Annotated in this window: 23 protein-coding genes; 12 read left to right on the top strand and 11 right to left on the bottom strand. The window is 69.4% G+C overall.

Annotated elements, in window-relative coordinates:
* Window positions 1-65 precede the first annotated feature (65 nt).
* Together BLW82_RS15120 and BLW82_RS15115 are read left to right on the top strand one after the other, a co-directional pair.
* Window positions 66-1,271 (top strand): glycoside hydrolase family 18 protein, encoded by a 1,206-nt coding sequence (locus BLW82_RS15120; protein WP_256215806.1) that lies wholly within the window; start codon window positions 66-68, stop codon window positions 1,269-1,271.
* Window positions 1,268-2,257: a phosphotransferase family protein gene (locus BLW82_RS15115; RefSeq protein WP_093499293.1), complete on the top strand. Its 990-nt coding sequence runs from the start codon at window positions 1,268-1,270 to the stop codon at window positions 2,255-2,257. Before BLW82_RS15120 ends, BLW82_RS15115 begins: the two co-directional genes overlap by 4 nt.
* Here the strand turns inward: BLW82_RS15115 and BLW82_RS15110 are convergent.
* Genes BLW82_RS15110 through BLW82_RS15095 form a run of 4 tightly spaced genes read right to left on the bottom strand, consistent with a single transcriptional unit; the run spans window position 2,232 to window position 6,097 of the window.
* Window positions 2,232-3,008, bottom strand: a complete 777-nt coding sequence (locus tag BLW82_RS15110) for a succinate dehydrogenase/fumarate reductase iron-sulfur subunit (protein ID WP_093499292.1) — start codon at window positions 3,006-3,008, stop codon at window positions 2,232-2,234. The two genes, BLW82_RS15115 and BLW82_RS15110, sit on opposite strands and share 26 nt — an antisense overlap.
* On the bottom strand, window positions 3,005-4,936 hold the full coding sequence (locus tag BLW82_RS15105) for a fumarate reductase/succinate dehydrogenase flavoprotein subunit (RefSeq protein ID WP_093499291.1): 1,932 nt from the start codon (window positions 4,934-4,936) through the stop codon (window positions 3,005-3,007). The genes BLW82_RS15110 and BLW82_RS15105 overlap by 4 nt, the downstream gene beginning before the upstream one ends.
* Window positions 4,936-5,757, bottom strand: a complete 822-nt coding sequence (locus BLW82_RS15100) for a hypothetical protein (RefSeq protein ID WP_093499290.1) — start codon at window positions 5,755-5,757, stop codon at window positions 4,936-4,938. The genes BLW82_RS15105 and BLW82_RS15100 overlap by 1 nt, the downstream gene beginning before the upstream one ends.
* Before the next feature lie 49 nt (window positions 5,758-5,806).
* The gene (locus tag BLW82_RS15095) at window positions 5,807-6,097 is read right to left on the bottom strand and encodes a hypothetical protein (RefSeq protein ID WP_093499289.1); all 291 of its coding nucleotides are present in this window, start codon (window positions 6,095-6,097) and stop codon (window positions 5,807-5,809) included.
* A 342-nt stretch (window positions 6,098-6,439) separates the two neighbouring features.
* On the opposite strand from BLW82_RS15095, the gene BLW82_RS15090 reads away from it, so the two are divergent.
* The 7 genes from BLW82_RS15090 to BLW82_RS15060 all read left to right on the top strand — a co-directional run bounded on the left by BLW82_RS15090 (window position 6,440) and on the right by BLW82_RS15060 (window position 17,677).
* Window positions 6,440-8,686 (top strand): ABC transporter family substrate-binding protein, encoded by a 2,247-nt coding sequence (locus tag BLW82_RS15090; protein WP_093499288.1) that lies wholly within the window; start codon window positions 6,440-6,442, stop codon window positions 8,684-8,686.
* A 179-nt stretch (window positions 8,687-8,865) separates the two neighbouring features.
* Window positions 8,866-10,773, top strand: coding sequence for a translational GTPase TypA (gene typA / locus BLW82_RS15085; protein WP_093499287.1), 1,908 nt, complete (start codon window positions 8,866-8,868; stop codon window positions 10,771-10,773).
* A gap of 690 nt (window positions 10,774-11,463) precedes the next feature.
* Window positions 11,464-12,498, top strand: coding sequence for an ABC transporter permease (locus BLW82_RS15080; protein WP_093499286.1), 1,035 nt, complete (start codon window positions 11,464-11,466; stop codon window positions 12,496-12,498).
* A gap of 87 nt (window positions 12,499-12,585) precedes the next feature.
* Window positions 12,586-14,397, top strand: a complete 1,812-nt coding sequence (locus tag BLW82_RS15075) for an ABC transporter substrate-binding protein (RefSeq protein WP_093499285.1) — start codon at window positions 12,586-12,588, stop codon at window positions 14,395-14,397.
* Between the two features lie 95 nt (window positions 14,398-14,492).
* Window positions 14,493-15,473, top strand: a complete 981-nt coding sequence (locus BLW82_RS15070) for an ABC transporter permease (RefSeq protein ID WP_093499284.1) — start codon at window positions 14,493-14,495, stop codon at window positions 15,471-15,473.
* Between the two features lie 22 nt (window positions 15,474-15,495).
* Window positions 15,496-16,557, top strand: a complete 1,062-nt coding sequence (locus BLW82_RS15065; RefSeq protein ID WP_093499283.1) for an ABC transporter ATP-binding protein — start codon at window positions 15,496-15,498, stop codon at window positions 16,555-16,557.
* A gap of 13 nt (window positions 16,558-16,570) precedes the next feature.
* On the top strand, window positions 16,571-17,677 hold the full coding sequence (locus BLW82_RS15060) for an ABC transporter ATP-binding protein (protein ID WP_093499282.1): 1,107 nt from the start codon (window positions 16,571-16,573) through the stop codon (window positions 17,675-17,677).
* A gap of 27 nt (window positions 17,678-17,704) precedes the next feature.
* Here BLW82_RS15060 and BLW82_RS15055 read toward each other — a convergent pair whose 3' ends face one another.
* The 5 genes from BLW82_RS15055 to BLW82_RS15035 form a co-directional block, all read right to left on the bottom strand.
* Window positions 17,705-18,145 carry a cytidine/deoxycytidylate deaminase family protein gene (locus BLW82_RS15055; protein WP_093499281.1) on the bottom strand — a complete coding sequence of 147 codons (441 nt, stop codon included), beginning with the start codon at window positions 18,143-18,145 and terminating at the stop codon, window positions 17,705-17,707.
* Complete coding sequence (locus BLW82_RS15050) at window positions 18,126-18,911, bottom strand: alpha/beta fold hydrolase (protein ID WP_093499280.1); 786 nt, start codon at window positions 18,909-18,911, stop codon at window positions 18,126-18,128. The genes BLW82_RS15055 and BLW82_RS15050 overlap by 20 nt, the downstream gene beginning before the upstream one ends.
* A 61-nt stretch (window positions 18,912-18,972) precedes the next feature.
* Window positions 18,973-19,713, bottom strand: coding sequence for a class I SAM-dependent DNA methyltransferase (locus tag BLW82_RS15045; protein WP_093508055.1), 741 nt, complete (start codon window positions 19,711-19,713; stop codon window positions 18,973-18,975).
* 112 nt (window positions 19,714-19,825) lie between these two features.
* The gene (locus BLW82_RS15040; RefSeq protein ID WP_256215804.1) at window positions 19,826-20,020 is read right to left on the bottom strand and encodes a DUF397 domain-containing protein; all 195 of its coding nucleotides are present in this window, start codon (window positions 20,018-20,020) and stop codon (window positions 19,826-19,828) included.
* An 8-nt stretch (window positions 20,021-20,028) separates the two neighbouring features.
* Window positions 20,029-20,880, bottom strand: a complete 852-nt coding sequence (locus BLW82_RS15035; protein WP_093499278.1) for a helix-turn-helix domain-containing protein — start codon at window positions 20,878-20,880, stop codon at window positions 20,029-20,031.
* A gap of 198 nt (window positions 20,881-21,078) precedes the next feature.
* Here BLW82_RS15035 and BLW82_RS15030 point away from each other — a divergent pair, with 198 nt between their 5' ends.
* The 3 genes from BLW82_RS15030 (at window position 21,079) to BLW82_RS15020 (ending at window position 23,744) form a co-directional block, all read left to right on the top strand.
* Complete coding sequence (locus BLW82_RS15030; protein ID WP_093499277.1) at window positions 21,079-21,477, top strand: ATP-binding protein; 399 nt, start codon at window positions 21,079-21,081, stop codon at window positions 21,475-21,477.
* Entirely contained in the window at window positions 21,477-22,373 is an 897-nt protein-coding gene (locus BLW82_RS15025; RefSeq protein ID WP_093499276.1) for a hypothetical protein, read from the top strand. The genes BLW82_RS15030 and BLW82_RS15025 overlap by 1 nt, the downstream gene beginning before the upstream one ends.
* Window positions 22,374-22,484: 111 nt before the next feature.
* Window positions 22,485-23,744 (top strand): MFS transporter, encoded by a 1,260-nt coding sequence (locus BLW82_RS15020; protein ID WP_177232955.1) that lies wholly within the window; start codon window positions 22,485-22,487, stop codon window positions 23,742-23,744.
* A 133-nt stretch (window positions 23,745-23,877) separates the two neighbouring features.
* Here the strand turns inward: BLW82_RS15020 and BLW82_RS15015 are convergent, their stop codons facing one another.
* Both BLW82_RS15015 and BLW82_RS15010 read right to left on the bottom strand, forming a co-directional pair.
* Window positions 23,878-24,921 carry an ABC transporter ATP-binding protein gene (locus tag BLW82_RS15015; RefSeq protein WP_093499274.1) on the bottom strand — a complete coding sequence of 348 codons (1,044 nt, stop codon included), beginning with the start codon at window positions 24,919-24,921 and terminating at the stop codon, window positions 23,878-23,880.
* 26 nt (window positions 24,922-24,947) lie between these two features.
* Window positions 24,948-25,988 carry an ABC transporter ATP-binding protein gene (locus BLW82_RS15010; protein WP_093499273.1) on the bottom strand — a complete coding sequence of 347 codons (1,041 nt, stop codon included), beginning with the start codon at window positions 25,986-25,988 and terminating at the stop codon, window positions 24,948-24,950.
* Window positions 25,989-26,020: the final 32 nt, after the last annotated feature.

The following is a 26,020-nucleotide window of genomic DNA, read 5'->3' as shown; positions in this document are numbered from 1 at the left end:
CAGCCGATCGGCTCCGCGACCGGGGCGGAGACAGCCGGGGGACGACGAGAGAGGGCGGACGGAACATGGAACGGAGCCCGAACCAGGACAAGAACCCGGAACCGGCCCCGACCGAGGCCAGGACCGGCGCCCCGGCCCCCGCACCGGTCTCCGCCGCCCCCGCCGACGGCCCCGCCCCAGCGCCGCCGTCCGCCGCCCCCGCAGCCGCCGATGTGCCCGAAACCCCACAGGGCCCGGCCGCGCCCGACGACCAGAGCCGCACGGGCCGGGCGGGCGGGAAGAAGAGAGCCGTCAGATGGACGCTCGGCGTCCTCGCCCTCCTGGTCCTCCCCCTCCTCATCGCCGAGACCGCCCTCCGCATCGACTACGCCGGCGACCCGAAGGCCGGTACGTACAGCCGGAACCGGGACGCCCTCTGGCTCGGTCACGCGTGGGTCGACGGTCGTAGGACCGACGCCGACGTCACCGCCCTCGCCGCCCGGCTCGCGGACACCGGCATTCGCGACCTCTACGTCCATGCCGGACCACTGGAACACAACGGCACGCTGCCCACATCGGCGTATCCCAAGGCCCGTTGGCTGATAACGGCCGTGCATCGAAAACTGCCCGGCGTACGGGTGCAGGCCTGGCTCGGCGACGAGGTCGCGCCCGAGAAGCCGGACGCCATGCACCTGGAGAAGAAGGCGACGCGGGACGCCGTGGTCGAATCCGCCCGGCAGATCGTCGGTGCCGGGTTCGACGGGGTCCACTTCGACCTGGAGCCCCTGCACTCCGGCGACCGGAACTACCTCGCCCTCCTCGACGCCCTGCGCCCGGTCACCCCGCTGCTCTCCGTCGCCGCACACCAGATCGATCCGCTGCCGGCGTTTCACTCCTTCTGGGGTACCGTCACCGGTCATCCGAAATGGTGGTCGCAAGAATATTTCGGACAAGTCGCCCGCCGGGTGGACCAGATCGCGGTCATGTCGTACGACACCATGCAGCCGCTGCAGAGCCTGTACGGCGGGTACGTCGCGCAGCAGACCAGCCTCGCGCTGGAGGTCACACCCGCGGACACCGATCTGCTCATGGGGCTGCCCTTCTACCACGAGAACCGGTTCGGGCACCGGGCGCACGCGGAGACCGTGCCGGCGGCCGTGCGCGGGGTTCGGCTGGGACTGTCACGCACGGCCCCGGATCGCGCTACCTTCGGCGTCGCCCTGTACGTCGACTTCGCCGCCACCGAGGATGACTGGACCTCCTATCGGAAGGACTGGGTTCGTACGTCATGACAACCGCTCGTGCCCACCTCACCCGTGACGACCTCGCGTCGCTGTCCCGCGAGGCCCTCGGCCGTGCCCCCGCGGCCGTCACCCGGCTGCGCGGAGGGAGCAAGAAAGGCGTCTACCGGCTCGTCCTCGACAACGGCCGGAGCGCGATCGCGTACGTCTGGTCCCCGGAGGAGGACTACTGGGGTCCCGCCGACGCCGACATCCGCGACCCCTTCGCGCACGCCTCCGGCCTCGGCCTCTTCCTGTCCGCCCACGACCTGCTGACCGAACTGGGCGTGCGCACCCCGCGGCTGCTGTTCGCCGACGAGGAAGCCCGGCACCTGACCGCCTTCGCCGCGGTCGTCGAGGACGTCCGCGGCGGCAGCCTGGAGGTGCTGCTGCGCAGCGACCCGGGCGCCGCACGGGTGCCGCTGGCCCGGCTGGCGGGGACGCTCGCCGTGCTCCGCGCGCACGTCGCCGCCGGATACGGGAAGGCCGCCCTGGTGGAGGAGGGCGGGAAGCCGCTCGGCAGCTCCTGCGAACAGGTCGTCGCGGACCGCGCTTTGCGCGACATAGCGGAGGTGGCCGAGCGGGATCCCCGGGTGCGCGAGGCCCAGCAGGCGCTGACCGAGCGGGTGCACGAGCTCTACGACGCGGTCGGGCCGCGCGAGCACGTCTCCCTCGTGCACGGTGAACTCGGCCCGGACCACGTCCTGGTGACCGAGGAGGGCGATCCCGCGCTCATCGACATCGAAGGCCTGATGTACTTCGACGCCGAATGGGAGCACGCCTTCCTCCAGCACCGCTTCGGGCCCGCCTACGACGTGCTGCGCACCGCCGACCTCGACGAGGACCGCATGGCGCTGTACCGGCTCGCGATGCACCTCAACCTGGTCGCCGGGCCGCTCCGGCTGCTGGACGGCGACTTCCCGGAGCGCGAACCGATGCGGGACATCGCCGAGTCCAACCTGCGGCAGGTGCTCAGCCTCCTGCGGGGCGCCTCCTGATCTTCGAGCCGAGCCACACCAGCGGGTCGTACTTGCGGTCGACGGCCCGCTCCTTCAGGGGGATCAGCGCGTTGTCGGTGATGTGGATGCCCTCCGGGCACACCTCCGTGCAGCACTTGGTGATGTTGCAGTAGCCGAGGCCGTGTTCGTCCTGGGCCGTGCGCTTGCGGTCCAGGCCGGCGGCCTCCGCCGCGTCCAGCGGATGCATGTCCAGTTCGGCGACGCGCATCAGGAAACGCGGGCCGGCGAAGGCCGTCTTGTTCTCCTCGTGGTCGCGCACGACGTGGCAGGTGTCCTGGCACAGGAAGCACTCGATGCACTTGCGGAACTCCTGCGAGCGGTCCACGTCCTCCTGGTACATGCGGTACTCGCCGGGGCCGACCCCGGCGGGCGGCACGAAGGCCGGGACCTCCCTGGCCTTCTGGTAGTTGAAGCCGACGTCGGTGACCAGGTCGCGGATGACCGGGAACGCGCGCAGCGGAGTGACCGTGATGGTCTCGGCCGGCTCGAAGACGGACATCCGGGTCATGCACATCAGGCGCGGGCGGCCGTTGATCTCCGCCGAGCACGAACCGCACTTGCCCGCCTTGCAGTTCCAGCGGACGGCCAGGTCGGCGGCCTGGGTGGCCTGGATGCGGTGGATGATGTCGAGGACCACCTCGCCGTCGTTCACCTCGACCTTGAAGTCCTCCAGGCCGCCGCCCTCGACATCGCCTCGCCACACCCGGAAGTGGGCCGTGTAGCCGCTCATTCGTACAGCTCCTCTTCGGCGAGGTACTTGACCAGCTCCTCCTTCTCGAAGAGGGCGAGCAGGTCGGCTCGGATGGGGTCGGTGGTCTCGCGGGTGAGGTCGATCTGGCCGCGCTCCGGGTCGGTGGCGGCCAGCCCGCCGGTGGGATCGGCCAGCCGGCAGAGCAGGTTCACGGGACGCCAGCGGCGGTCCATCAGCGGATGGTCCTCGCGGGTGTGGCCGCCGCGCGACTCGGTGCGCTCCAGCGCCGCCCGGGCCACGCACTCGCTGACCAGCAGCATGTTCCGGAGGTCCAGGGCGAGGTGCCAGCCGGGGTTGAACTGCCGGTGCCCCTCCACCCCGGCCCGTCGCGCCCGCACCCGCAGCTCGGCGAGCCTCTCCAGGGCCTGCTCCATCTCGCCCTCCCGGCGGATGATGCCGACCAGGTCGTTCATGGCCTGCTGGAGCTCCTGGTGAAGGGTGTACGGGTTCTCCGGCGGACCGGAGTCCGGTTCCTGGCCCTCGGCGGAGAAGGGCCGCAGCGCCTCGGCCGCGGCCGCGTCGATCTGCTCGTCGTCCACGGCCGGACGCTCGTCGAGGTCCGCCGCGTGGTCGGCCGCGTGCCAGCCCGCCCGGCGCCCGAACACCAGCAGGTCGGAGAGCGAGTTGCCGCCGAGCCGGTTGGAGCCGTGCATGCCGCCGGCCACCTCACCGGCCGCGAACAGCCCGGGCACCCCGCGGGCGGCCGCGGTGTCGGAGTCCACCGCGACCCCGCCCATCACGTAGTGGCAGGTCGGCCCGACCTCCATCGCCTCCGCGGTGATGTCGACGTCCGCCAGCTCCTTGAACTGGTGGTACATGGACGGCAGCCGGCGCCGGATCACCTCGGCCGGCATCCGCGTCGACACGTCCAGGAAGACCCCGCCGTGCGGGGAGCCGCGGCCCGCCTTCACCTCGGAGTTGATGGCGCGGGCCACCTCGTCGCGGGGGAGCAGCTCCGGGGGACGCCGGTTGTGGTCCGGGTCCTCGTACCAGCGGTCGCCCTCCTCCTCGGACTCGGCGTACTTCTCCTTGAAGACGTCCGGGATGTAGTCGAACATGAACCGCTTGCCCTCGGAGTTGCGCAGCACCCCGCCGTCGCCGCGCACCGACTCGGTGACCAGGATCCCCTTCACCGACGGCGGCCAGACCATGCCGGTCGGGTGGAACTGCACGAACTCCATGTTGAGCAGCGGCGCCCCGGCCAGCAGGGCGAGCGCGTGCCCGTCGCCCGTGTACTCCCACGAGTTCGACGTCACCTTGAACGACTTGCCGATGCCCCCGGTCGCGACCACCACGGAAGGCGCTTCCAGGACGAAGAAACGGCCGGTCTCCCGCTCGTACGCGAAGACCCCGGAGACGCGCGAACCGTCCTTGAGGATCCGGGTGACCGTGCACTCCTGGAAGACCTTGAGCCGGGACTCGTAGTCACCGGTCTCCTTGTGGTCCTCCTGCTGGAGCGAGACGATCTTCTGCTGCAGGGTCCTGATCAGTTCGAGCCCCGTGCGGTCGCCGACGTGCGCGAGGCGCGGGTACTCGTGGCCGCCGAAGTTGCGCTGGGAGATCTTCCCGTCCTTCGTGCGGTCGAAGAGGGCACCCCAGGTCTCCAGCTCCCAGACCCGGTCCGGGGCCTCCTTGGCGTGCAGTTCGGCCATCCGCCACTGGTTGAGGAACTTGCCGCCGCGCAGGGTGTCGCGGAAGTGCACCTGCCAGTTGTCGTGCTCGTTGACGTTGGCCATGGCCGCCGCGATGCCGCCCTCGGCCATCACCGTGTGCGCCTTGCCGAACAGCGACTTGCAGATCACCGCCGTACGGGCGCCCCGCTCGCGCGCCTCGATCGCGGCGCGCAGGCCCGCGCCACCGGCCCCGACCACGACGACGTCCCACTCCTGCCGGTCCACCACGGGCATCAGAAAAACCTCGGATCGTCGAAGGCACCGGACGCGAGCAGGTAGACGTAGAAGTCGGCGAGCGCCACGCTCACCAACGACGCCCAGGCGAGCAGCATGTGCCGGGCGTTGAGCCGGCCCACGAACTGCCATGCCTTGTAGCGCACGGGATGTCGGGAGAAGTGCTTCAGCTTGCCGCCGACGATGTGCCGGCAGGAGTGGCAGGACAGCGTGTACGCCCAGATCAGCACGATGTTGACCAGGAAGACGAGGGTGCCTAGGCCCATGTGGCCCCAGCGCTCGTGGGTGTCCCGGAAGGAGAGCACCGTGTCGTAGGTCAGCACGCAGGCGACCAGCAGGGCGAAGTAGAAGAAGTACCGGTGGACGTTCTGCAGGATGAGCGGGAAGCGGGTCTCACCGGTGTACTTCGCGTGCGGCTCGGCCACCGCGCAGGCGGGCGGGGACGCCCAGAAGCTGCGGTAGTACGCCTTGCGGTAGTAGTAGCAGGTCAGGCGGAAGCCCAGCGGGAAGATCAGGATGATGATCGCCGGGGAGATCGCCCACCAGCTGCCGAACAGGTCGGCGTTCGGGCCGGACGGCATGGTCCTGCAGTTCTCCGCCAGACAGGGCGAGTAGAACGGCGAGACGTACGGCGCCGAGTAGTAGTGCGCGTTCGAGAAGGCCCGCCACGTCGAGTAGACGACGAACGCGAACAGACCGGCCGCGGTGACGGCGGGCGCCAGCCACCAGCGGTCGGTCCGCAGGTGCGGGGCGGAGATCGCGGCGCGCGTACCTGTGCGTACGCCGCCGCTGTTCGGATGTGGTTCCGTACCAGTGGCCAAGGGGATGACTCCGGTCGGTTCGGGGGTCGGGGCCTGCGGGCGGGCGCTCCTAGGGGGCGCGCCGGTCGCGGGCGCCGAGACCCTCGTCGTCCGTGTCCGTCCACAGGTTGATGTCGTACGGGTCGTCGGAGATGGTCACGAGCTCGGGGCGCTTGCCCGGGGCGCCGGTGTGGGCCGCCTCCCGCAGCAGTGCCACGCTCTCGCGCAGGTGATCGGCGTCGGCGCGGACGCGGCGCATCTCCAGGCCGCCGCTCCCGAGCTGCTGCTCCAGGCGGCCGACGGACCGGTTCAGGTCCTCTAGGCAACGCTGGACTGACGTCAGGTCGTCGTGCACGGACATGACGTGACCTCACTTCCGCGGACTTCGGTGTCCAAGGCGGCAACGTTCATGCGCCTGCGAGTGTTGCGCGTCACACCTGCCGATGTGAAGCCATGTGCAGCGATTGGCGGATTGCGCGCCTCCGTCGCACGCCCGCACGCGCTCTGTGTGCGCCGGGAAAGAGCACGGCATTGCGCCGCACGGGTGGCCTTTGGCAGCCCCCGCCGCCGTGTCGTACCCGGCCGACGGACCCCGTCCATTTCAGTGGGGTCCGTACTTCTGACGTACATGTGATCAACTCCAAAATACCCCCAAATGTGAACAGACCGCACCCGTGTCACGGGGCCTTCGGAGGTAGCAGAGATGTCTCACCACGGCGTCGGCGTGGGGCAGCGCCCCGAAGGGGCGCGGGGCCCGGTTGTATGTGCGGCTACCGCCGCGTGGGCGCGACCAGCCACGACGGAGCGGCAGACGGACAACGGCACCTCGCGGCGCTACCGGCGGAGCCTCGCCGTTCTCGCCGCCGGCGCCCTCGCCGTCCCCCTCCTCGCCGGCTGCGGCTCCGACGACGAGGGCAGCAAGCCGCTCGCCGGACAGGACATCGTGCCGGTCGCCCGGGACGCGGTCGCCGAGGGCGGCACGCTGAAGATGGCCGTGGACGCCGTACCCGAGACCCTCAACACCTTCCAGGCCGACGCCGACGCCGGCACCACCCGGGTCGCCCAGGCCGTCCTGCCGTCGATGTTCACCATCGACGCCACCGGGAAGCCGGTCCGCAACCCGGACTACCTGGAGTCCGCGAAGGTCATCGAGACCGAGCCCCGCCAGGTCGTCCTCTACAAGCTCGACCAGCAGGCCGTCTGGAGCGACGGCCGGGAGATCGGCGCCGCCGACTTCGCCGCCCAGTGGCGCGCCCTGTCCGGCAAGGACTCCGCCTACTGGACCGCCCGCAACGCCGGCTACGACCGCATCGCCCAGATCGAACGCGGCGCCAACGACCTGGAGGTCCGGGTCACCTTCGACCGGCCGTACGCCGACTGGAGGTCGCTGTTCTCGCCGCTCTACCCGAAGGACGTCATGGGCACCCCGGACGCCTTCAACGACGGCGCCCGCCGCAAGCTCACCGTCACCGCGGGCCCCTTCTGGGTCGACAAGGTCGACACCGCCAAGAAGGACGTGATCCTCACCCGCAACCCGCGCTGGTGGGGACGCCCGGCCAAGCTCGACGAGATCGACCTGCACGCCGTGGACCGCGGCAAGCGGGCCGCCGCGCTCGCCGACGGCACCGTGGACGTCGCCGACATCGACGCCGCCGACGCCGACCGGATCGCCGTCGCCGGCCGCGAGAAGGGCACCGGTCTGCCGTTGCAGGGCGCCGGGAAGACCTCGGCCAAGAAGCTGCGGTCCTGGGCGCTGACCCTCGGCATGGACGAGGAGAAGCTGCCGAAGGGGCCGAAGAAGCTCCGCAGGAGCATCGCGAAGTGGCTGGAGCAGCAGCACGAGCTGCGCGACTTCGGCGTCCGCAAGTCGCTGGAGCCCGCCTACACCCAGCTCGCCCTCAACGGCTCCGAGGGCCCGCTCGCCGACGAGCGGGTGCGCCGGGCCGTCGCCCGCGCCCTGGACCGCCAGGCGCTCGCCAGGCTGGTCCTCACCCCGCTGGGGCTGCCCGCGGTGCCGGTCGGCAGCCACGTCGCCCTCTCCGGGCAGGCCGCCTACACCGACGGCAGCGGGGCGATCGGCGGGCTCGACACCCACGAGGCGCAGGCCCTGCTCGCCGACGCGGGCTGGGTGGCCGGCGGACCGGTCAAGGCGGGCGGCAAGGCGGCCGGCGCCGAGGACGGGGAGAAGGCCGACAAGAAGAAGGACGACAGCGAGCAGGGCGACGAGTCGGACGGCGGGCACGACGGGCAGTACATCGTCGGCGAGGACGACAAGGCCACCGGCAAGGACACCCGCGACCACCAGAAGGACCACGCCCACGGGGCCCCCGGGGCGTACGCGCCCAAGGGCACCGCGGCGCCCAGGGGCGGGGCGCCGGCCGGACCGCTGGCCAAGGACGGGAAGGCGCTCTCGCTGCGGTTCGTGCTCCCGTCGGGGCCGGGCTCGGAGACCCTCCAGGCGGTCGCCGACCGGATCTCGCAGATGCTGGACCGGGTGGGCATCGCGACCGAGATCCACAAGGTCTCCGACGACAGCTACTTCAAGGACCACATCGCGGCCGGCCAGTACGACCTCGCGCTGTACTCGTGGCCGTCGTCCGCGTTCCCGGCGACGGACGCGCGGCCGATCTACGCGAAGCCGGTGGTGGCGGCCGACGGCTCGCTGAACGTGGAGCAGAACTACACGCGGGTCGGCACCGACCAGGTGGACCAGCTCTTCGACCAGGCGCTGGGCACGCTGGACGAGGACGAGGCGGACGGGCTGCTGCGCAAGGCCGACTCCAGGATCTGGGCGTCGGCCGGTTCCCTCCCGCTGTACCAGCGGCCGCAGCTCGTGGGCGCCCGCAAGGACCTGGTGAACGTGGGCGCCTTCGGCTTCCAGACGCCGGTCTACCAGGACATGGGCTTCCTGAAGAAGGGGGCGAAGGTCTCGCCGAGCCCCAGTAGGTGAAAACCGCCGTGCCGGGTGCGCAAAAGCCCAGCTGACGTGCACTGACGTATCCCGGCGCGCCCCAGTGGCAGCGGCCCCGTACCATGGGGTGAGGCCGTGGCGTGTTCAGCCCGGCAGGGTCCGCGTAACACCGACGTACGCGCAGGCCCCTTCCTCACACTCCGGGAGTACGCCGCACTATGGCCACGCGCCACGACATCCGCAATGTCGCCATCGTCGCTCACGTCGACCACGGCAAGACGACCATCGTCGACGGCATGCTCAAGCAGGCCGGCGCGTTCGCAGCGCACCAGCTCGAAGGCGTCGACGACCGCATGATGGACTCGAACGACCTGGAGCGTGAGAAGGGCATCACGATCCTCGCCAAGAACACGGCAGTGAAGTACCACCCCAAGGACGGGGGTGACGTCATCACGATCAACATCATCGACACCCCCGGCCACGCCGACTTCGGCGGCGAGGTCGAGCGCGGTCTGTCGATGGTGGACGGTGTCGTGCTGCTCGTCGACGCCTCCGAGGGACCGCTGCCGCAGACCCGGTTCGTGCTGCGCAAGGCGCTCCAGCAGCGCCTGCCCGTCATCCTGTGCATCAACAAGACGGACCGCCCGGACTCCCGCATCGACGAGGTCGTCAACGAGACGTACGACCTCTTCCTCGACCTGGACGCGGACGAGGAGCAGATCGAGTTCCCGATCGTCTACGCCTGCGGCCGCGACGGCATCGCCTCGCTGACCAAGCCGGAGAACGGCACGGTCCCGGCCGACTCCACCAGCCTGGAGCCGTTCTTCTCGACGATCCTTGAGCACATCCCGGCGCCGACCTACGACGAGGAGGCCCCGCTCCAGGCCCACGTCACCAACCTGGACGCCGACAACTTCCTCGGCCGTATCGCGCTGCTCCGCGTCGAGCAGGGCGAGCTCAGGAAGGGCCAGACCGTCGCCTGGATCAAGCGGGACGGCACCGTCAGCAACGTCCGCATCTCCGAGCTGCTGATGACCGAGGCGCTCACCCGCAAGCCCGCCGAGAAGGCCGGCCCCGGCGACATCTGCGCCGTCGCCGGTATCCCGGACATCATGATCGGCGAGACGCTCGCCGACACCGAGAACCCCATTCCGCTGCCGCTGATCACGGTCGACGAGCCGGCGATCTCCATGGTCATCGGTACCAACACCTCCCCGATGGTCGGCCGCGGCGGCTCCGGCAAGGGCGCCGACGCGAAGACGGCCGTCAAGGACCGCAAGGTCACCGCCCGCCAGGTCAAGGACCGCCTCGACCGCGAGCTGGTCGGCAACGTCAGCCTCCGGGTGCTGGAGACCGAGCGTCCCGACGCCTGGGAAGTCCAGGGCCGCGGTGAGCTGGCGCTCGCCATCCTGGTCGAGCAGATGCGCCGCGAGGGCTACGAGCTGACCGTCGGCAAGCCCCAGGTCGTCACCAAGGACGTCGACGGCAAGGTCTACGAGCCCGTCGAGCGCATGACGATCGACGTGCCCGAGGAGCACATGGGCGCGGTCACGCAGCTGATGGGCGTGCGCAAGGGCCGGATGGACAACATGTCCAACCACGGCTCCGGCTGGGTCCGCATGGAGTTCGTCGTGCCGTCCCGGGGTCTGATCGGCTTCCGGACCGAGTTCCTGACGCAGACCCGCGGCACGGGCATCGGCCACTCCATCCACGAGGGCCACGAGCCCTGGTTCGGCTCCCTGCAGACCCGTAACAACGGTTCGCTGGTCGCCGACCGCTCCGGTGCCGTCACCGCGTTCGCGATGACGAACCTCCAGGAGCGCGGAGTGCTCTTCGTGGAGCCCGGCACCGAGGTGTACGAGGGCATGATCGTCGGTGAGAACTCCCGCTCCGACGACATGGACGTCAACATCACCAAGGAGAAGAAGCTCACCAACATGCGGTCCTCGACGGCCGACGTGGCCGAGTCGATCGTGCCGCCGCGCAAGCTGTCGCTGGAGCAGTCGCTGGAGTTCTGCCGCGACGACGAGTGCGTCGAGGTGACCCCGGAGGCCGTTCGCATCCGCAAGGTGAACCTGGACGCCCGCGAGCGGGCCCGCGCCGCCAGCCGCGCCAAGCACGGCTGATCGGCCCTGATCGCCGGACATCTGAGCCCGGGTGCCCCCATGATGGGGGTACCCGGGTTTTTTGCAACCCGTTTTCGGGTGGGCGGGACTCGGCCAATTCCGGGCCGCTGTCCGAAATGCGGAGATCCTCGCCCGATACTTATGTAACAAGTCCGTTTCGCGCCCTTCTCCCGTCGAACGCTTTGTCCATTTTTCGGAAGAACTAGGGGCCAGCTGTGACTGAATTGAGATTTAAAGACAGTGGTCGGCACCTGACACATGGCAGATAGTTAGCCGCGTAGCGCTCGGGTCAATGGGTCTCGCGCTGTGGGGACAGCGCCCGACTCACGAGCATCAGGGGGTGTCTGACCCTCCGTCAGGGGTGTCGGAGGGTATGGACGGAAACCTCTTGTTGGTGAACACGTGAAGTCATGAGGAGAAGCCCCATGTGCAGTGTCACAGGCACCAGGTGGGTTCCGTCGCCGGCGACGGCCGCTCGGTCCGCTCGGTCCGACTGTCCTTGTTCGTCCGGCAGTTGGTCCTGAAACTAGGGCCGGCCGGGTAGCGCGTTCGCTCGCCTACGCGCGTCCGGCTGCGGCGTTCCCGTTCACCGCGGGGACGCCCGGACGCCTCATCGGATCATGCCCCAGCGGTCGCACCCCCGTGCCGGCCGCCGGTTCGGCACACCCATACCTGTGAATTGGACGAACTGTGACCAGTCCTACGGACATTGAGGGCGGCGGAAGGTCGGTCGTCGTGGACGGCGGAACGGAGCCCGACACGAAGACCGGCACGGTGACGGTCGAAGGCCGGTCACCGGGCCGGCTGATGTGGATACGCTTCAAACGCGACCGCACGGGCGTCATCTCGGCGTTCGTCGTGGCCTTCTTCTTCCTCGTCGCGGCGGCGGCCCCGCTGATCTCGAAGCTGTACGGCAAGAACCCGTACACCATCTACGCCGACGAACGCCCGGAACTCTTCGACAGCGCGGGCGTGCCGGTGCAGCCCAACGGCGGCATCAGCAGCGAGTTCTGGTTCGGCCTGGAACCGGGCAACGGCTACGACGTGTTCACCAAGCTGATCTACGGCATCCGGACCTCGCTGCTGATCTCCCTCGCGGTCACCGTCGCGGTCGTCCTCACCGGAATCCTCCTCGGCGTCAGCGCGGGCTACCTCGGCGGCAAGACCGACTTCTTCATCGGCCGGGTCATCGACTTCCTGCTCGCCTTCCCCTCGCAGCTGTTCTTCATCGCCAGCATGCCGGTGGTGGTCTCACTGTTCGTGAGCCCGCGCGACGAGACGCCGACCTACGTGCGCGTCGTCGCGCTGATCGTCGTCCAGTGGGTGCTCGGCTGGATGAGCCTCGCCCGCATTCTGCGCGGCACCACACTCGCCCTTCGAGAACGGGAGTTCATCGAAGCGGCCAGGGTGAGCGGCGCCTCGCCCTGGCGGATCATCCGCAGGGAGATCCTGCCGAACGTGGTGACACCGCTGCTGGTGCAGGCCACGTACATCCTGCCCAGTTTCGTGACGATCGAGGCAGGTCTCTCGTTCCTCGGCGTCGGCATCGTCGAGCCCACCCCCGACTGGGGCCAGATGTTCTCCAAGGCCTCGACCGAGCTCGTCCTGCAGAACGACATCACATACATGTTCTTCCCCGGCGTCTCGATGGTCGTCTTCGTCGTCGCCTTCAACCTGCTCGGGGACTCGGTCCGGGACGCCTTCGATCCCAAGACGGCTCGCTGACCGGGAGCTTGTGGGCGTCCACGCCCGGATACCGCACGGCCATTTCCTTCGCACCGGCGTACACACAGATGGGTGGAGACTTCAGTGATGAGTAGGGGCGGACGCCATACATATGCCGCTTTGTCAGTATTCGCGGCCGGAGCACTCGTGCTCAGCGGCTGCAGCAAGGGCGGCAGCAGTGCCGGCGACAACGAGAAGAAGGACCAGCAGAACGCCAAGCGGCAGCAGGCCTCGATCAAGTTCGGCAACGCCGCGGACTCGACAGGGCCCGCGGCCGCCGTGCCGGGCGCGAAGACCGGCGGCACCCTGGAAGTGCTGCAGCGCGACTCGTACGCGCACCTCGACCCCGGGCAGATCTACGTCTCCGACGAGGGCTCACTTTCCACGCTGATCCACAGAGGCCTCACCGGCTACAAGGCGACCGGCAACGACGGCAGCAAGCACGAGGTCGTCGGCGACCTGGCCACCGACTCCGGTACCACCACGGACGGCGGCAAGACCTGGAAGTACACCCTCAAGGACGGCGTCAAGTTCTCGGACGGGACGCCGATCACGTCCGCGGACTTCCGCCAGACCTTCGAGCGGCTCTTCGCGTCCTTCATCAACCAGGGCCCGACCTACCTCCAGCAGTGGCTGGCCGACACCAACGGCGCCGACTACCGCAAGCTGCTCCCGGACGGCCCCTACAAGGGCAAGCACCTGCCGAACAGCATCCTGGAGACGCCCGACAGCAAGACCGTCATCTTCCACTTCAAGACGCCCCACCCGGACCTGCCGTACGCGCTCGCCATGGCGGGCTACGCGGTCGTCTCCAAGAAGGGCGACACGAAGGAGAAGTACGACAAGGCCCCGCTGACGACCGGACCGTACAAGATCCAGTCGTTCAAGTCCGGCAAGTCGATGGTGCTGGTCAAGAACACCAACTGGGACCCGAAGACGGACCCGATCCGCAACCAGTACGTGAACCAGATGGACTTCACGTTCAACGTCCAGTACGAGGACTCCACGAAGGCGCTGCTCGCGAACAGCGGGGCCGACCAGACCGGCGTCAGCTTCAACAACTCGGTGGACGCGGGCAACATCTCCCAGGTCCTCGGCGGAGACGCGGCCGTCAAGGCCCGCACGGTCGCCGGCTACCAGCCGTACGTCGGCCAGGTCAACATCAACCAGTCGCACAAGGCGCTGCAGGACAAGACGGTGCGCGAGGCCATCGCCTACGCCCTGCCGATCACCCCGATGATCCGTGCCTTCGGCGGCAGTTCCGCCGCGGAGGTCGCCGGCGGCTTCATCAGCCCGACCGTCAGCGGCTACGACGCGTCCTTCGACCCGTGGGGCAAGAAGAAGAACCCGGGTGGTGACGCGGCCAAGGCCAAGGCGCTGCTGAAGAAGGCCGGCAAGGTCGGCATGAAGCTGACCTACGGCTACATCAACACCCCCGAGGGCCAGCAGTACTCCGCCGCCATCGCCGCCGCGCTGGACAAGGCCGGCTTCAACGTGCAGCGCCAGGACATCCCGGCCGAGACCTTCTACGACCAGATCGGCAAGGTCGACAACAACTACGACATCTACCACTCCGCCTGGGGCGCCGACTGGCCGTCCGCCTCGACCGTGATCCCGCCGCTGTTCGACGGCCGCGCGATCGCCGACGGGTCGCCGAACTACTCGCACATCAACGACTCGAAGGTGAACGCCGACATCGACGCGGCGAACCAGATCACCGACCCGGTCAAGTCGGCGAACGCGTGGGAGAAGATCGACCAGTACCTGGCCAAGGACGTCATCAACGCCGTCCCGACCATCTACTACAAGCAGGTCCAGATCGCCGGTTCCAAGGTCGGCGGCCTCGTCTACGACGACGTGATCGGCGGCATCGACCCGCGTCGCCTCTACATCAAGTAACCCCACCCGCCAGCCCGGTACCCGGTGCGTGCGCCCTTCGGGGCGACACCGCACCGGGTACCGCCCGGCCCGCCGACGTCAGAAAGCCCCCTCGCATGCTGCGCTTCCTCGTCCGCCGGATCCTCGGTGCCGTCGTCATCCTCTTCTTGTTGAGCATCGTGACGTTCTTGCTGTTCTTCGGGATGCCGCGCGACCCGGCGCTGCTGATGTGCGGCAAGACGTGCAATCCGACGAGTCTCGCCAACATCCATCATGTGCTCGGCCTCGACAAGTCGATCCCCGAGCAGTACTGGATCTTCCTGCACAACCTGATCCTGGGCAGCGACAAGTTCGCCCAGGGCCCCTGCCCGGCACCCTGCTTCGGGTACTCGTACCACACCAACGACCCGGTCTGGTCGACCATGATGGACCGGCTGCCCACCACCATCTCACTCACCCTGGGTGCCGCCGTGGTCTTCCTGGTCGTGGGTCTGGGCACCGGGATGCTCGCGGCGTGGAGGCGCGGCACCCTGCTCGACAAGACGGTCACCGCCGGTTCCATGGTGCTCAGTTCGATGCAGATCTACTTCCTGGGCCCGCTGGCGCTCGCCGTGCTGGTCTACCAGTCGCACATCTTCGCCAAGCCCGGCTACCACAACTTCACCGGGGACCCGATCGTCTGGTTCACCGGACTGATCATCCCCTGGGTGGTGCTGTCCACGATCTTCGCCTCCCAGTACACCCGTATGGCGCGCTCGTCGATGATCGAGCAGCTCCAGGAGGAACACGTGCGCACCGCGCGCGCCAAGGGCATGTCCCGCAGGTACGTCTTCTTCCGCTACGCCTGGCGGGGCTCGCTCATCCCGATCGTCACCATCTTCGGCATCGACCTCGGCTCGCTGCTCGGTGGTGCCATCATCACGGAGTACACCTTCGGACTGCCCGGCCTCGGGCGACTCGCGGTGGAATCCGTGCAGTTCAGCGACCTGCCCTTGCTGCTGGGCGTCATGCTGTTCTCCGCCTCCATGATCCTGCTCTTCAACATCATCGTCGACGCGGCCTACGCGTTCATCGACCCGCGCGTCCGGCTGTCCTAGGCCGGGCAGGAGGAGAACCGTCGTGACCACTCTGACCAAGGACGCCGGTACCCCCGCGCCGGCCGACTCGGGTGCCTTCCTCTCGGTGCGGGACCTGCACGTCAGCTTCAAGACCGAGGACGGCGTCGTAAGGGCCGTGGACGGGCTGTCGTTCGACGTGGCGCGTGGCAGGACCCTCGGCATCGTCGGCGAGTCGGGCTCGGGGAAGTCGGTCACCAACCTGACCATCCTCGGCCTGCACAACCCCCAGTTCACCACCGTCGAGGGCGAGATCCTCCTGGACGGCCAGGAGCTGATCACCGCCCGCGAGTCCGAGCTGGAGAAGGTGCGCGGCAACAAGGCCGCCATGATCTTCCAGGACCCGCTCACCGCGCTGTCCCCGTACTACACGGTCGGCCGGCAGATCGCCGAGCCGTTCATGAAGCACCGGGGCGCCTCCAAGCGGGCGGCCTGGGACCGGGCGGTCGAGATGCTCGCCAAGGTCGGCATCCCCAACCCGAAGGAGCGGGCGAAGGACTACCCGCACCAGTTCTCCGGCGGCATGCGCCAGCGCGCGATGATCGCGATGGCCCTGGTCTGCGACCCCGACCTGCTCATCGCGGACGAGCCGACCACCGCCCTGGACGTGACCGTGCAGGCGCAGATCCTGGACCTGCTCAAGGACCTGCAACAGGAGTTCGGATCAGGCATCATCTTCATCACCCACGACCTGGGGGTGATCGCCGACATGGCCGACGACATCATGGTGATGTACGCGGGCAGCGCGGTGGAGCGCGGCACGACGAACGAGGTCCTGCGCGCGCCCCAGCACCCCTACACCTGGGGCCTGCTGAACTCGATGCCACGCCTCGACTCCGACCTGGGCACGCCGCTGAACCCGATCCCCGGCACCCCGCCCTCCCTGCTGACCCCGCCCTCCGGTTGCCGCTTCCACCCCCGCTGCACCTTCCAGGACCGGGTCGGCGGCACCCGCTGCGTCACCGAACGCCCGCTGCTCGGCCCCGACCGGGCCTCGGCCTGCCACCTCACGGCGGACCAGAAACGCACCATCTTCATCGAAGAGATCAAGCCCCGTCTGGGCTAGGAGACGACACGTCATGACCCAGGACACGGTCCTTCCCGCCCCGCGCGAGGCGACTGCCGGTGAACCGCTGCTGGAGGTCTCCGGCCTGACCAAGTACTTCCCGGTCAAGGGCGGCTTCCCGATCCGGCGCACGGTCGGGCACGTCCAGGCCGTGGACGGCATCGACCTGACGGTACACGTGGGGGAGAGCTTCGGCCTGGTCGGCGAGTCCGGCTGCGGCAAGTCCACGACCGGCCGGCTGATCACCCGCCTGCTGGAACCGACGGACGGCACGATCAGCTACCGCGGCCAGGAGATCGGCCACGCCTCACGCCGGCAGCTGGCGCCGATCCGGTCCGAGATCCAGATGATCTTCCAGGACCCGTACTCGTCGCTGAATCCCCGCCAGACCGTCGGCAAGATCATCTCGGGCCCGATGGAGATCAACGGGATCCAGCCGCCCGGCGGCCGCGAGAAGCGCGTACGCGAGCTCCTCGAGATCGTCGGCCTGAACCCGGAGCACTTCAACCGCTTCCCGCACGAGTTCTCCGGCGGCCAGCGCCAGCGCATCGGGGTGGCCCGCGCCCTGGCTCTGGAGCCGAAGCTGATCGTCGCCGACGAACCGGTCTCCGCCCTGGACGTCTCCATCCAGGCCCAGGTGGTCAACCTCCTCCAGCAGGTCCAGAAGGAACTGGGTATCGCGTTCCTGTTCATCGCCCACGACCTCGCGATCGTGCGGCACTTCTCGCATCGGGTCGCGGTCATGTACCTCGGCAAGATCATCGAGGTGGGCGACCGGGAGGCGATCTACAGCCGCCCCCGCCACCCGTACACCCACGCCCTGCTGTCCGCCGTCCCCGAGGTCAGCCTCACGGACGACGGCGACTCGGCCGGCCGCGAACGCATCCGCCTGGCCGGCGACGTCCCGTCCCCGATCTCCCCGCCGTCCGGCTGCCGCTTCCGCACCCGCTGCTGGAAGGCCCAGGACAAGTGCGCGACGGAGGAGCCCCCGCTGGTCCGGATCGCCGGCAACAACGAGGGCCACCTCACGGCCTGCCACTTCCCGGAGGACCCGACGACGGAGGCCCGGGACGAGGACATCGTGCTGGATCCGGCGCTGGTGGCGCTGGAGGAGGAGTAGACCCCACCTGCCCGACGGCGGTGGGCCTCATGCGCCGTCGAGCTGGTGGTCCGCCCAGATGTAGCTCTCGGGCAGCAAGTCCGTGATGAGGACGGTCCGGAGGCGGCCGTCCTCTCCGACGATGACGTGGAGAGCCGGAAAGTAGTCCAGCAGGACCTGGCGGCACCGGCCGCACGGGGGAACGACCCCCCGGTCCCGGTCGCCCACGGCGACGACGGTGTCCAGCTCATAGGCGCCCTGGGCGGCCGCGGCACCGATGAGGACCAGTTCGGCGCACGGGCCTCCGGTGAAGTGGTAGGCGTTCACCGCGGTGATGATCCGGCCGTCCCGGGCGCGGCCCGCGGCTGCCATCGTGTGGTTGTCGCCCCGGCAGCGGGTGCGGGCGACGTGCGCCGCGGCCTCGACGAGTTCGTGGTCGACGGGACCGGCCCCGGAGGCCGTCCCCGGGTCAGCGGGCGAGGAATTCACGGAGTACCGAGCTGAGTTCGGCCGGTGCGTCCAGGGCGACGAGATGGGCGGCGGTGGCGAACTCGACCAGGTGGGCGCCGGGGATCGCGGAGGCGTAGCGGCGGGCGATGTCCTGGAAGTCGGTGACGTCGAGCTTGCCGACACCCACCAGCGCGGGAACGGAGACGGCGGCGAGATCGCCGGTCGCGGGACCTCGGGAGTGCCGGCCGACGACGGCCTGGTTCACCAGCGACGTCCGCAGCGGGCCGCGCAGCCGTTCGGCCAGTTCGTCGGCCACGTCGTCCCAGGCGCGGGCCGGGCCGCGCAGCCACATGTCCAGATTGACGCGCACGGCGGCGTCCAGGTCACCCGCGTCCAGAGCCGCGGTCTCGGCCTCGTCGTACGCGATCATCTCCGCCGACCAGGGGTACCGCGGCCAGGGTGCGGCGAGAATCGCCAGCGAGTGCACCCGGTCCGGGTGGGTGAGCGTGAAGTCCACCGCCACTCGGCCGCCCCAGGACGCACCCACGAGGCGTACCCGTTCGTGGCCGAGATGGTCCAGAAGGCTGCGCAGGTCGTCGGTCTCCCGGAACGGGCCCGCCGGGACCGCGGATTCCCCGAAGCCGCGCAGGTCGTACCGGATCACGGTGTGCACGTCCGCGAGCGAGGGCACGACCGCGTCCCACATGCGGTGATCGGCGACACCGGCGTGCACGAGCACGACGGGTGGGCCCTCACCGGCCGTCTCGTAGGCGAGGTGTCCGAGTTCGTCGTCGAGTGTGAGCATCCGCTGATGATCGCAGGCCGACGCACCCGGGCCAACGGGGTTCGCCACGGCGGCCGTTGCCTCAGCGCGGTCCCGCGACGGTGATGATCTCGGGGCTGCCGGAGGTGACCGGCCCGCGACCCCAGTCCCCGTACTGCTCGACGACCTCCAGACCGGCACCGGCCAGGAAGCCGGACAGGGCGTCGAGGCCGAGAAAGCGCAGGGTCGAGCGGCACACCTGAGGCTGCGCCCAGGCCTCGCCCTCGTACGTCTCCGTGAAGGTCACCCGGTCTCCCACCGGCGGTCCCGCGACCTCGTGCCAGACCCGGACCTGACGCCCGTCCCCGTCGGCGAGCCGGCGTACCCGGTCCGGCGTCCAGGACTCCCAGGCGCGGGCGGTGGGGTTGCGGGTCTCGAAGACGAACCGGCCGGTGGGGCCGAGAGCGTTGCGCACGGCGGTCAGCGTGGCGCGTACCTCCTCGTCGCCGAGCAGCTCCTGAAAGGCGTGACCGGTCATCACGGCGAGATCGAAGTCGTGCCCCTCCCAGCGGCGGGCCCGCAGATCACCGAGCACCCACTCGACACCGGGTTCGGCCCGACGCGCCTGCACGAGCATCGCGGCGGCCGGCTCGAGCCCCAGCAGTCGCCCGTCGTGCCCCGCGGCCCGCGCCCCGCGCAGCAACCGCCCGGTCCCGCAGCCGACATCGAGCACCGACCCGGCGGACATCACCAGGCCCAGGTAGAAGTCGTCACCCGGCCCCCACGGGTTGAGGCTGTCGTAGAGCGCGGCAAGCGAGAGGTCCGCGTACGAATGATCGACCACCGCGGCAGTGTGCCACACGATGTTGAACGCGGGGTCAGGAACGAGCCTCTTCTTGAGCTTCTATCAACTTCCGTCGGACTGGAGGGGCTTGACCACGCAACTGGCCGGACGGCTACGAGGGGGAGCTGGTGGCCCGCAGGGCACTGACGAAGGCGGCGAAGGTGTGGGGGCCGAAGGTGAGGGTGGCTCTCGCGGGGGCTTTGGAGTCGCGGACGGATATGCGGGTGGGGCGGGGGGCTACCTCGACGCAGTTGTTGCCGTCGCCGCTTCCCGAGTAGGACGACCTGCGCCATTTGTCAGGGGCCACGGTGTGCCTCACAGCTCTTTCGTCATTCTGTGGATGAAGTCGCGCGACCGCTCGGGGCTGAGGGACGCCGACTCCACCTTACGGAAGAGCGTTCGAAACGCACCGAGTTGGGCCTCGGAGTCGATGAACCCCGCGCCCTGTGGTGCATCGCGCACCGCTGTGTCCAGCTTGGGCACGGCACCGCCCGCGTACATCATGGCGTTCGTCGCTCCGGCGAAGCCGTCCAGGTCGAACGGGATGACCCGTACGGTGATGTGCTGCTCCTCGGAGAACTCCAGGACACGCCCGAGCTGAGCACGTGTGGCGGCGCGGTCGCAGACCCTGATGCGCAGGGCCGCCTCGTGGATCACAGCCTCGTAGGGAACGCGGGCCGGCTCCTCCAAGACCGCCTTGCGTTCCATGCGGTGGCGGACGCGCAGCTCAAGATCGCTCGTCGGGAGTTCGGGCACCCGGTAGGAGAAGATGGCGCGGGCGTAGTCCTCCGTCTGGAACAGGCCGGGGATGTGCAGGAACTCCACGTCGAGCCGATACGAGGAGTGGTACTCCAACTCGGCGAGGTCCAGGAACGACGTCGGCAGCAGACCCCGGTACTCCTCCCACCACCCTTGGGTCCGGTCCGTCGCCACTGCTACCAGCGCCTCGATCAACCCCGTGTCCGTGCAGGAGTAATGGGCGGCGAGCCGCCGTACGCGCTCCTCGCTCACGCCTGCTGTACCGAACTCGATCTGGCTGATCTGGGCAGAGTCCGTCCCGAGCAGCGCCGCGGCCTCCAGTCCTTTGAGCCCTGCGGCCTCGCGCAGTTTGCGTAGTTCGGAACCCAGACGAGCCTGGCGTGCAGTGGGTTGTTTCCTGCGCGTCATGTCCTCCTCCTCGTCAGGAACTGCGGTGAGGCAGAACCTCGTTCGAGGGGAAGATTACGGCAGCGACTTGCGCCGTCCCAAATTATGACTCTACCGTCGGTGACGTACCGGACACGCTACGGAAGCGCACCGCACCTCTGCCGTGCGGCGATGCCACCGTGCGTGGAATCCCCTTCACCTGACCGGAGTTGATGACGCATGCCCGAAACCTGGGACTACACGGTCTACGTCCCCAACGACCTGAGAGCGGTCACCGTCTGCCGCCGGACCCTGCGTCTGATCCTGACCATGCACGGGCTCATCGGCCTGGTGGACACGGCGGAACTGCTGGCCGCGGAGCTGGTCTCCAATGCCGTACGGCACACGAAGGGTCCGGCGGCGCTGAGGGTCCGGCACTCCCCAGCGGGCGTGGTGTGGATCGGGGCGTGGGATGCGGATCCGGTGCCTCCGGAGCCGCCGGGGGTGGTCGCCGGGCTCGAAGAGGCGGGGCGGGGGTTGGGGCTGGTGGTCGCATGTGCGGATGGCTGGGGCTGGCAGCCGTCGGCCCGGTTCGGGGAGCGGGGCAAGTACGTGTGGTGTGAGTTGGGGGTGGCGTGATGGTGGGGTCGTCGCATGAGGCGTTGCACCGGATCTTCCAGAAGGATCCGGGGTTGCTGACGCATGCGCTGCAGCGGGTGCTGGGGGTGCCGTTTCCCGAGACGCGGGAGTTCGCGGCGATGAACGTGGACCTGACGGAGATCGAGCCGGTCCAGCGTCGGGTGGACACGCTGCTGCGGGCGGAGACGGACGAGGGGACGTATCTCCTGGTCGTCGAGTCGCAGGGGGAGGTGGACGGCCGGAAGCGGGGGAGCTGGCCTTACTACCTGTCGTATCTGTATGAGAAGTACCGGTGTGAGCCGGTACTCATCGTGATCACGCAGAGCAGCGCGACCGCACGGTGGGCCTCGCAGCCGATCCGGCTCGGCTTGCGGGGATGGGAGTCGTTGACGGTGCGGCCGCTGGTGCTGGGGCCGGAGAACGTGCCGGTGATCGCGGATGAGCGGGAGGCGGTGCGGGACGTACCTCTTGCGGTGCTGTCGGCCATGACACACGGGCGGGGGCGGCAGGCCCCGGCCATACTGGAGTCGCTGGCAGCCGCCCTGAAGACCATCGACCGCGACAGTGCCGCGGTCTTCGTGCAGTTCGTCGACTCGTGCCTGGTCGATCCCCAGGCGAAGCAGATGTGGAGGGACCTGATGACGGCGATCCAGTACTTCTGGCGGCACCCGCTGGCGGAGCAGGTGCGCGAGGAAGGGCGTGAGGAAGGCCGGGAGCAGGGGCGGGTTCAGGAGCGTGCCGAGATGGTGCTACGTGTTCTGGAGTGGAGGGGAATCGCGGTGAGCGACTCCGTGCGCGAGCGGGTGGACGCGTGTACCGATCTGGACCAGCTCGAAACCTGGGCCCAGCGGGCGGTGCACGTCACGGACGCTGCGGAGCTGTTCGTCGAGTCCTGAACGGCGGGGCTTGGGCGCGGGTCGGGGAATCCTGACCCGTGATCCGTACTTGGCGGGAAGGGGGCGTGACAGTGACCGGCCCGAGGCGGAGAGGGCGTAATGTGCCCGTCCATGTCTGTCGCTGAGCGCACCTCTTCCCTACTGCGCAACGCCGGTTTCGTGCGCCTCGCGTGCGCCCGGGTCATCTCCGTCCTCGGCAACGGGTTCGCGCGGATCGCGCTGGCCTTCGCGGTGCTCTCACTGCCCGGCGCGACCCCGGGCGACCTCTCGCTCGTCGTCGCCTGCCAGGCGGTCCCACAGCTCGCGCTGGTGCTGGTCGGCGGAGTGATCGCGGACCGGGTGTCTCGCTCCGCGCTGATGGCCGTGGCGGACGTGCTCGGCGCCCTGTCCTACGGCGGACTCGCGGCCATGGTGCTCAGCGGCCACGCCCCCGTCGCCGCGCTCTGCACGCTCGCCGTCACGGCGGGCACCGCGACCGCACTCTTCTCGCCGGCGATGGACGGGGTCATCCCGGTGCTGGTGCCGTCCGAGGCCCTCCAGCGAGCCAACGGTCTGTTGCGGGTCGGCACCAACACCTCCCTCCTGCTGGGGCTGGCCCTGTCCGGCGTGACGGTCGCGTGGGTCGGTGCGGGCTGGGCGCTGGCCATCAACGGTCTGTCCTTCGTGGTCAGCGCGGCGCTCACCGCTTCCCTGCGGCTGCCGCGCCGGCGACGGAAGTCCGCCTCGGGCTGGGCGGACCTGCGCGAGGGCTGGCACGAGTTCGCCTCCCGGCAGTGGCTGTGGGTGGTCGTCGTCCAGTTCTCCCTGGTGATGGCCGCCACGAACGCCAACGCCGGCGTACTGGGGCCGCTGGCCGCGAGCGCGCACTTCGGCGGGGCCCGCGCATGGTCGCTGGTGGTGGCCGCGCAGGCGCTGGGCGCCGTGGCGGGCGCCGGGATCGCGGCCCGTGCGCGCGTGACCCGGCCGATCCTGGCGGCGGTCCTGTTCACCCTCCCGTCCGCCCTGCCGCCGGCCCTGCTCGGGGCCGGAGCACCGCTGTGGGCGGTCGCCGCGGGTGCCTTCACCGCCGGCGTCAGCCTGGACTTCTTCGGCGTGCTGTGGGCCACCACCATGCAGCGCGAAGTCCCCGAGGAAGCCCTGTCCCGGGTCAGCTCCTACGACTGGTTCGGCTCGCTCAGCCTCGCTCCGCTCGGCCTCGCGCTGGCGGGACCCGGCGCCGACGCCCTCGGCACCGACCGGATGCTGATCGCCTGCGCCGTCCTCATCGTCGCGGCCACCCTCGCCGCACTCCTGTCCCCCGGGGTGCGGTCGCTGCGGGCCGCGCCCGGTGCGGACCGGCCCGAGCTCCTCGAAGCCCCTACCGCGTCCTGACGTACGGCAGTGAGAAGGGCCCGCACCTGGGGAGGTGCGGGCCCTTGCTCCCCTGGAGCGGACGTTCAGGGGCTCGGGTCAATGGGCCGGTGAAAGTCCGATCCGCAGGCGGCGGCTGACGGAAAGGGGTGTGTCAGGCCGCGGCCTCGGGGTCCTTGGAGAGACGCGGGGCGGGAATCATGTCCTGCGTCTCAGGATAGTGGCACGCGGTGAGGTGGCCGGGCTTGTTGCCCTCGACCTGGACCAGCGGCGGGGCCTCCGTGGCGCACTTCTCCGTGGCCTTCCAGCAGCGGGTGCGGAAGCGGCAGCCGGTCGGCGGGTTGATCGGGGACGGGACGTCGCCGACCAGGCGGATCCGCTCGCGCGGCTCCACGTCCACCGTCGCCTCGGGCACGGCGGACAGCAGCGCCCGGGTGTAGGGGTGGCGCGGGTTGTCGTACAGGTCCTCGCGGTCGGCGATCTCCACGATCTTGCCGAGGTACATGACCGCGACGCGCTGGGAGAAGTGCCGCACGATCGCGAGGTCGTGGGCGATGAAGACGAAGGCGATGCCCAGTTCCTGCTGGACCTTCTGAAGAAGGTTGACGACCTGCGCCTGGATGGAGACGTCGAGTGCCGAGACCGGCTCGTCGGCGACGATCAGCTTCGGCTCCAGGGCCAGGGCGCGGGCCACCCCGATGCGCTGGCGCTGGCCGCCGGAGAACTCGTGCGGGAAGCGGTTGAAGTGCTCCGGGTTCAGGCCCACGATCTCGAGGAGCTCGCGTACGCGCTTCTCGCGGCCGCCGACCGGCTGGATCCCGTTGATCTCCATCGGGCCGGCGACGATCTTGCCGACGGTCTGGCGGGGGTTCAGCGAGGCGTACGGGTCCTGGAAGATCATCTGGATCTCGGACCGGATCGGCGCCAGCTGCCGGCGGTTGGCGTGCGTGATGTCCTGGCCACGGTAGGTGATCTTGCCGCCGGTCGGCTCCAGCAGACGCGTGATCAGCCGGCCGGTGGTCGACTTGCCGCAGCCGGACTCGCCGACCAGGCCCAGGCTCTCGCCCTCGGCGACCTGGAAGTCGAGGCCGTCGACCGCCTGCACGGCGCCGACGGTCCGCTTGATCGGGAAGCCGCCCTTGATCGGGAAGTGTTTGGTCAGCCCGGAGACGTCCAGGAGGGGGTTGGTGTTGCTCATGGTCGTGAAGTCCCGTCTCGTGTCCGTCAGTTGTGGCCGGCAGCGGTCGCGTGGTCGGCGAAGAGCTCGTCTCGCCGGCTCAGGTCCAGGTGGCAGGCGGAGCCGCGGCCCTCGACCAGTTCGAGCACCGGCTGCACGCTGGAGCACTTGCCGCCCGGGACCTTCTGCGCGAACGCGCAGCGCGGGTGGAAGCGGCAGCCGGACGGCGGGTTGAGCAGCGAGGGCGGGGAGCCGGGAATCGGCGACAACGGCACGTCGACCGGTCCGTCCAGCGCCGGCATCGAGTTGAGCAGACCGAGCGTGTACGGGTGCTGCGGATTGCCCAGCACCTGCTTCTTCGTGCCCCGCTCGACGCACCGGCCGCCGTACATCACCAGGACGTCGTCCGCGATGTCGGCGATGACTCCGAGGTCGTGGGTGATGAAGATGATCGCCGTGCCGAACTCCTGCTGGAGGTCCTTGAGCAGGTCCATGATCTGGGCCTGGACCGTCACGTCGAGCGCGGTGGTCGGCTCGTCGGCGATCAGCAGCTCGGGGTCGCAGACCAGGGCCATCGCGATCATCGCGCGCTGGCGCATACCGCCGGAGAACTGGTGCGGGTAGTCGTCGACCCGGACGTCCGGCTGGGGGATCCCGACCCGCTTCAGCATCTCGATCGCCCGCGCCCGCGCCTCCTTCTTGGAAGCGCCGGTGTGCTTGCGGTACACCTCGGAGATCTGCGTGCCGATGGTGTGGTACGGCGACAGCGAGGCCAGCGCGTCCTGGAAGATCATCGACATCTTGTTGCCGCGGAGCTTCTCCAGCTCCCGCTCGGAGGCCGTGAGCAGCTCCTTGCCGTCGAGCAGGATCTCGCCGTCGATCGCCGTACGGTCGCGGTCGTGGAGACCCAGGATCGTGAGGTTGGTGACGGACTTGCCGGAGCCCGACTCACCCACGATGCCGAGCGTCTGGCCCTTCACGAGGTCGAAGGAGAGCCCGTCGACGGCCTTGACGATGCCGTCCTCGGTGGAGAAGTGGACCTTTAGGTCCTTGACGGAAAGGAACGGCTGCTGATCGGTGCTCGTCACGGGGACGCTCCTGGGGATGATGCGGGGGGTAG

Source organism: Streptomyces sp. Ag109_O5-10, from assembly GCF_900105755.1.
GTDB lineage: Bacteria > Actinomycetota > Actinomycetes > Streptomycetales > Streptomycetaceae > Streptomyces.
This window is presented reverse-complemented; position numbering and strand designations above follow the sequence as displayed.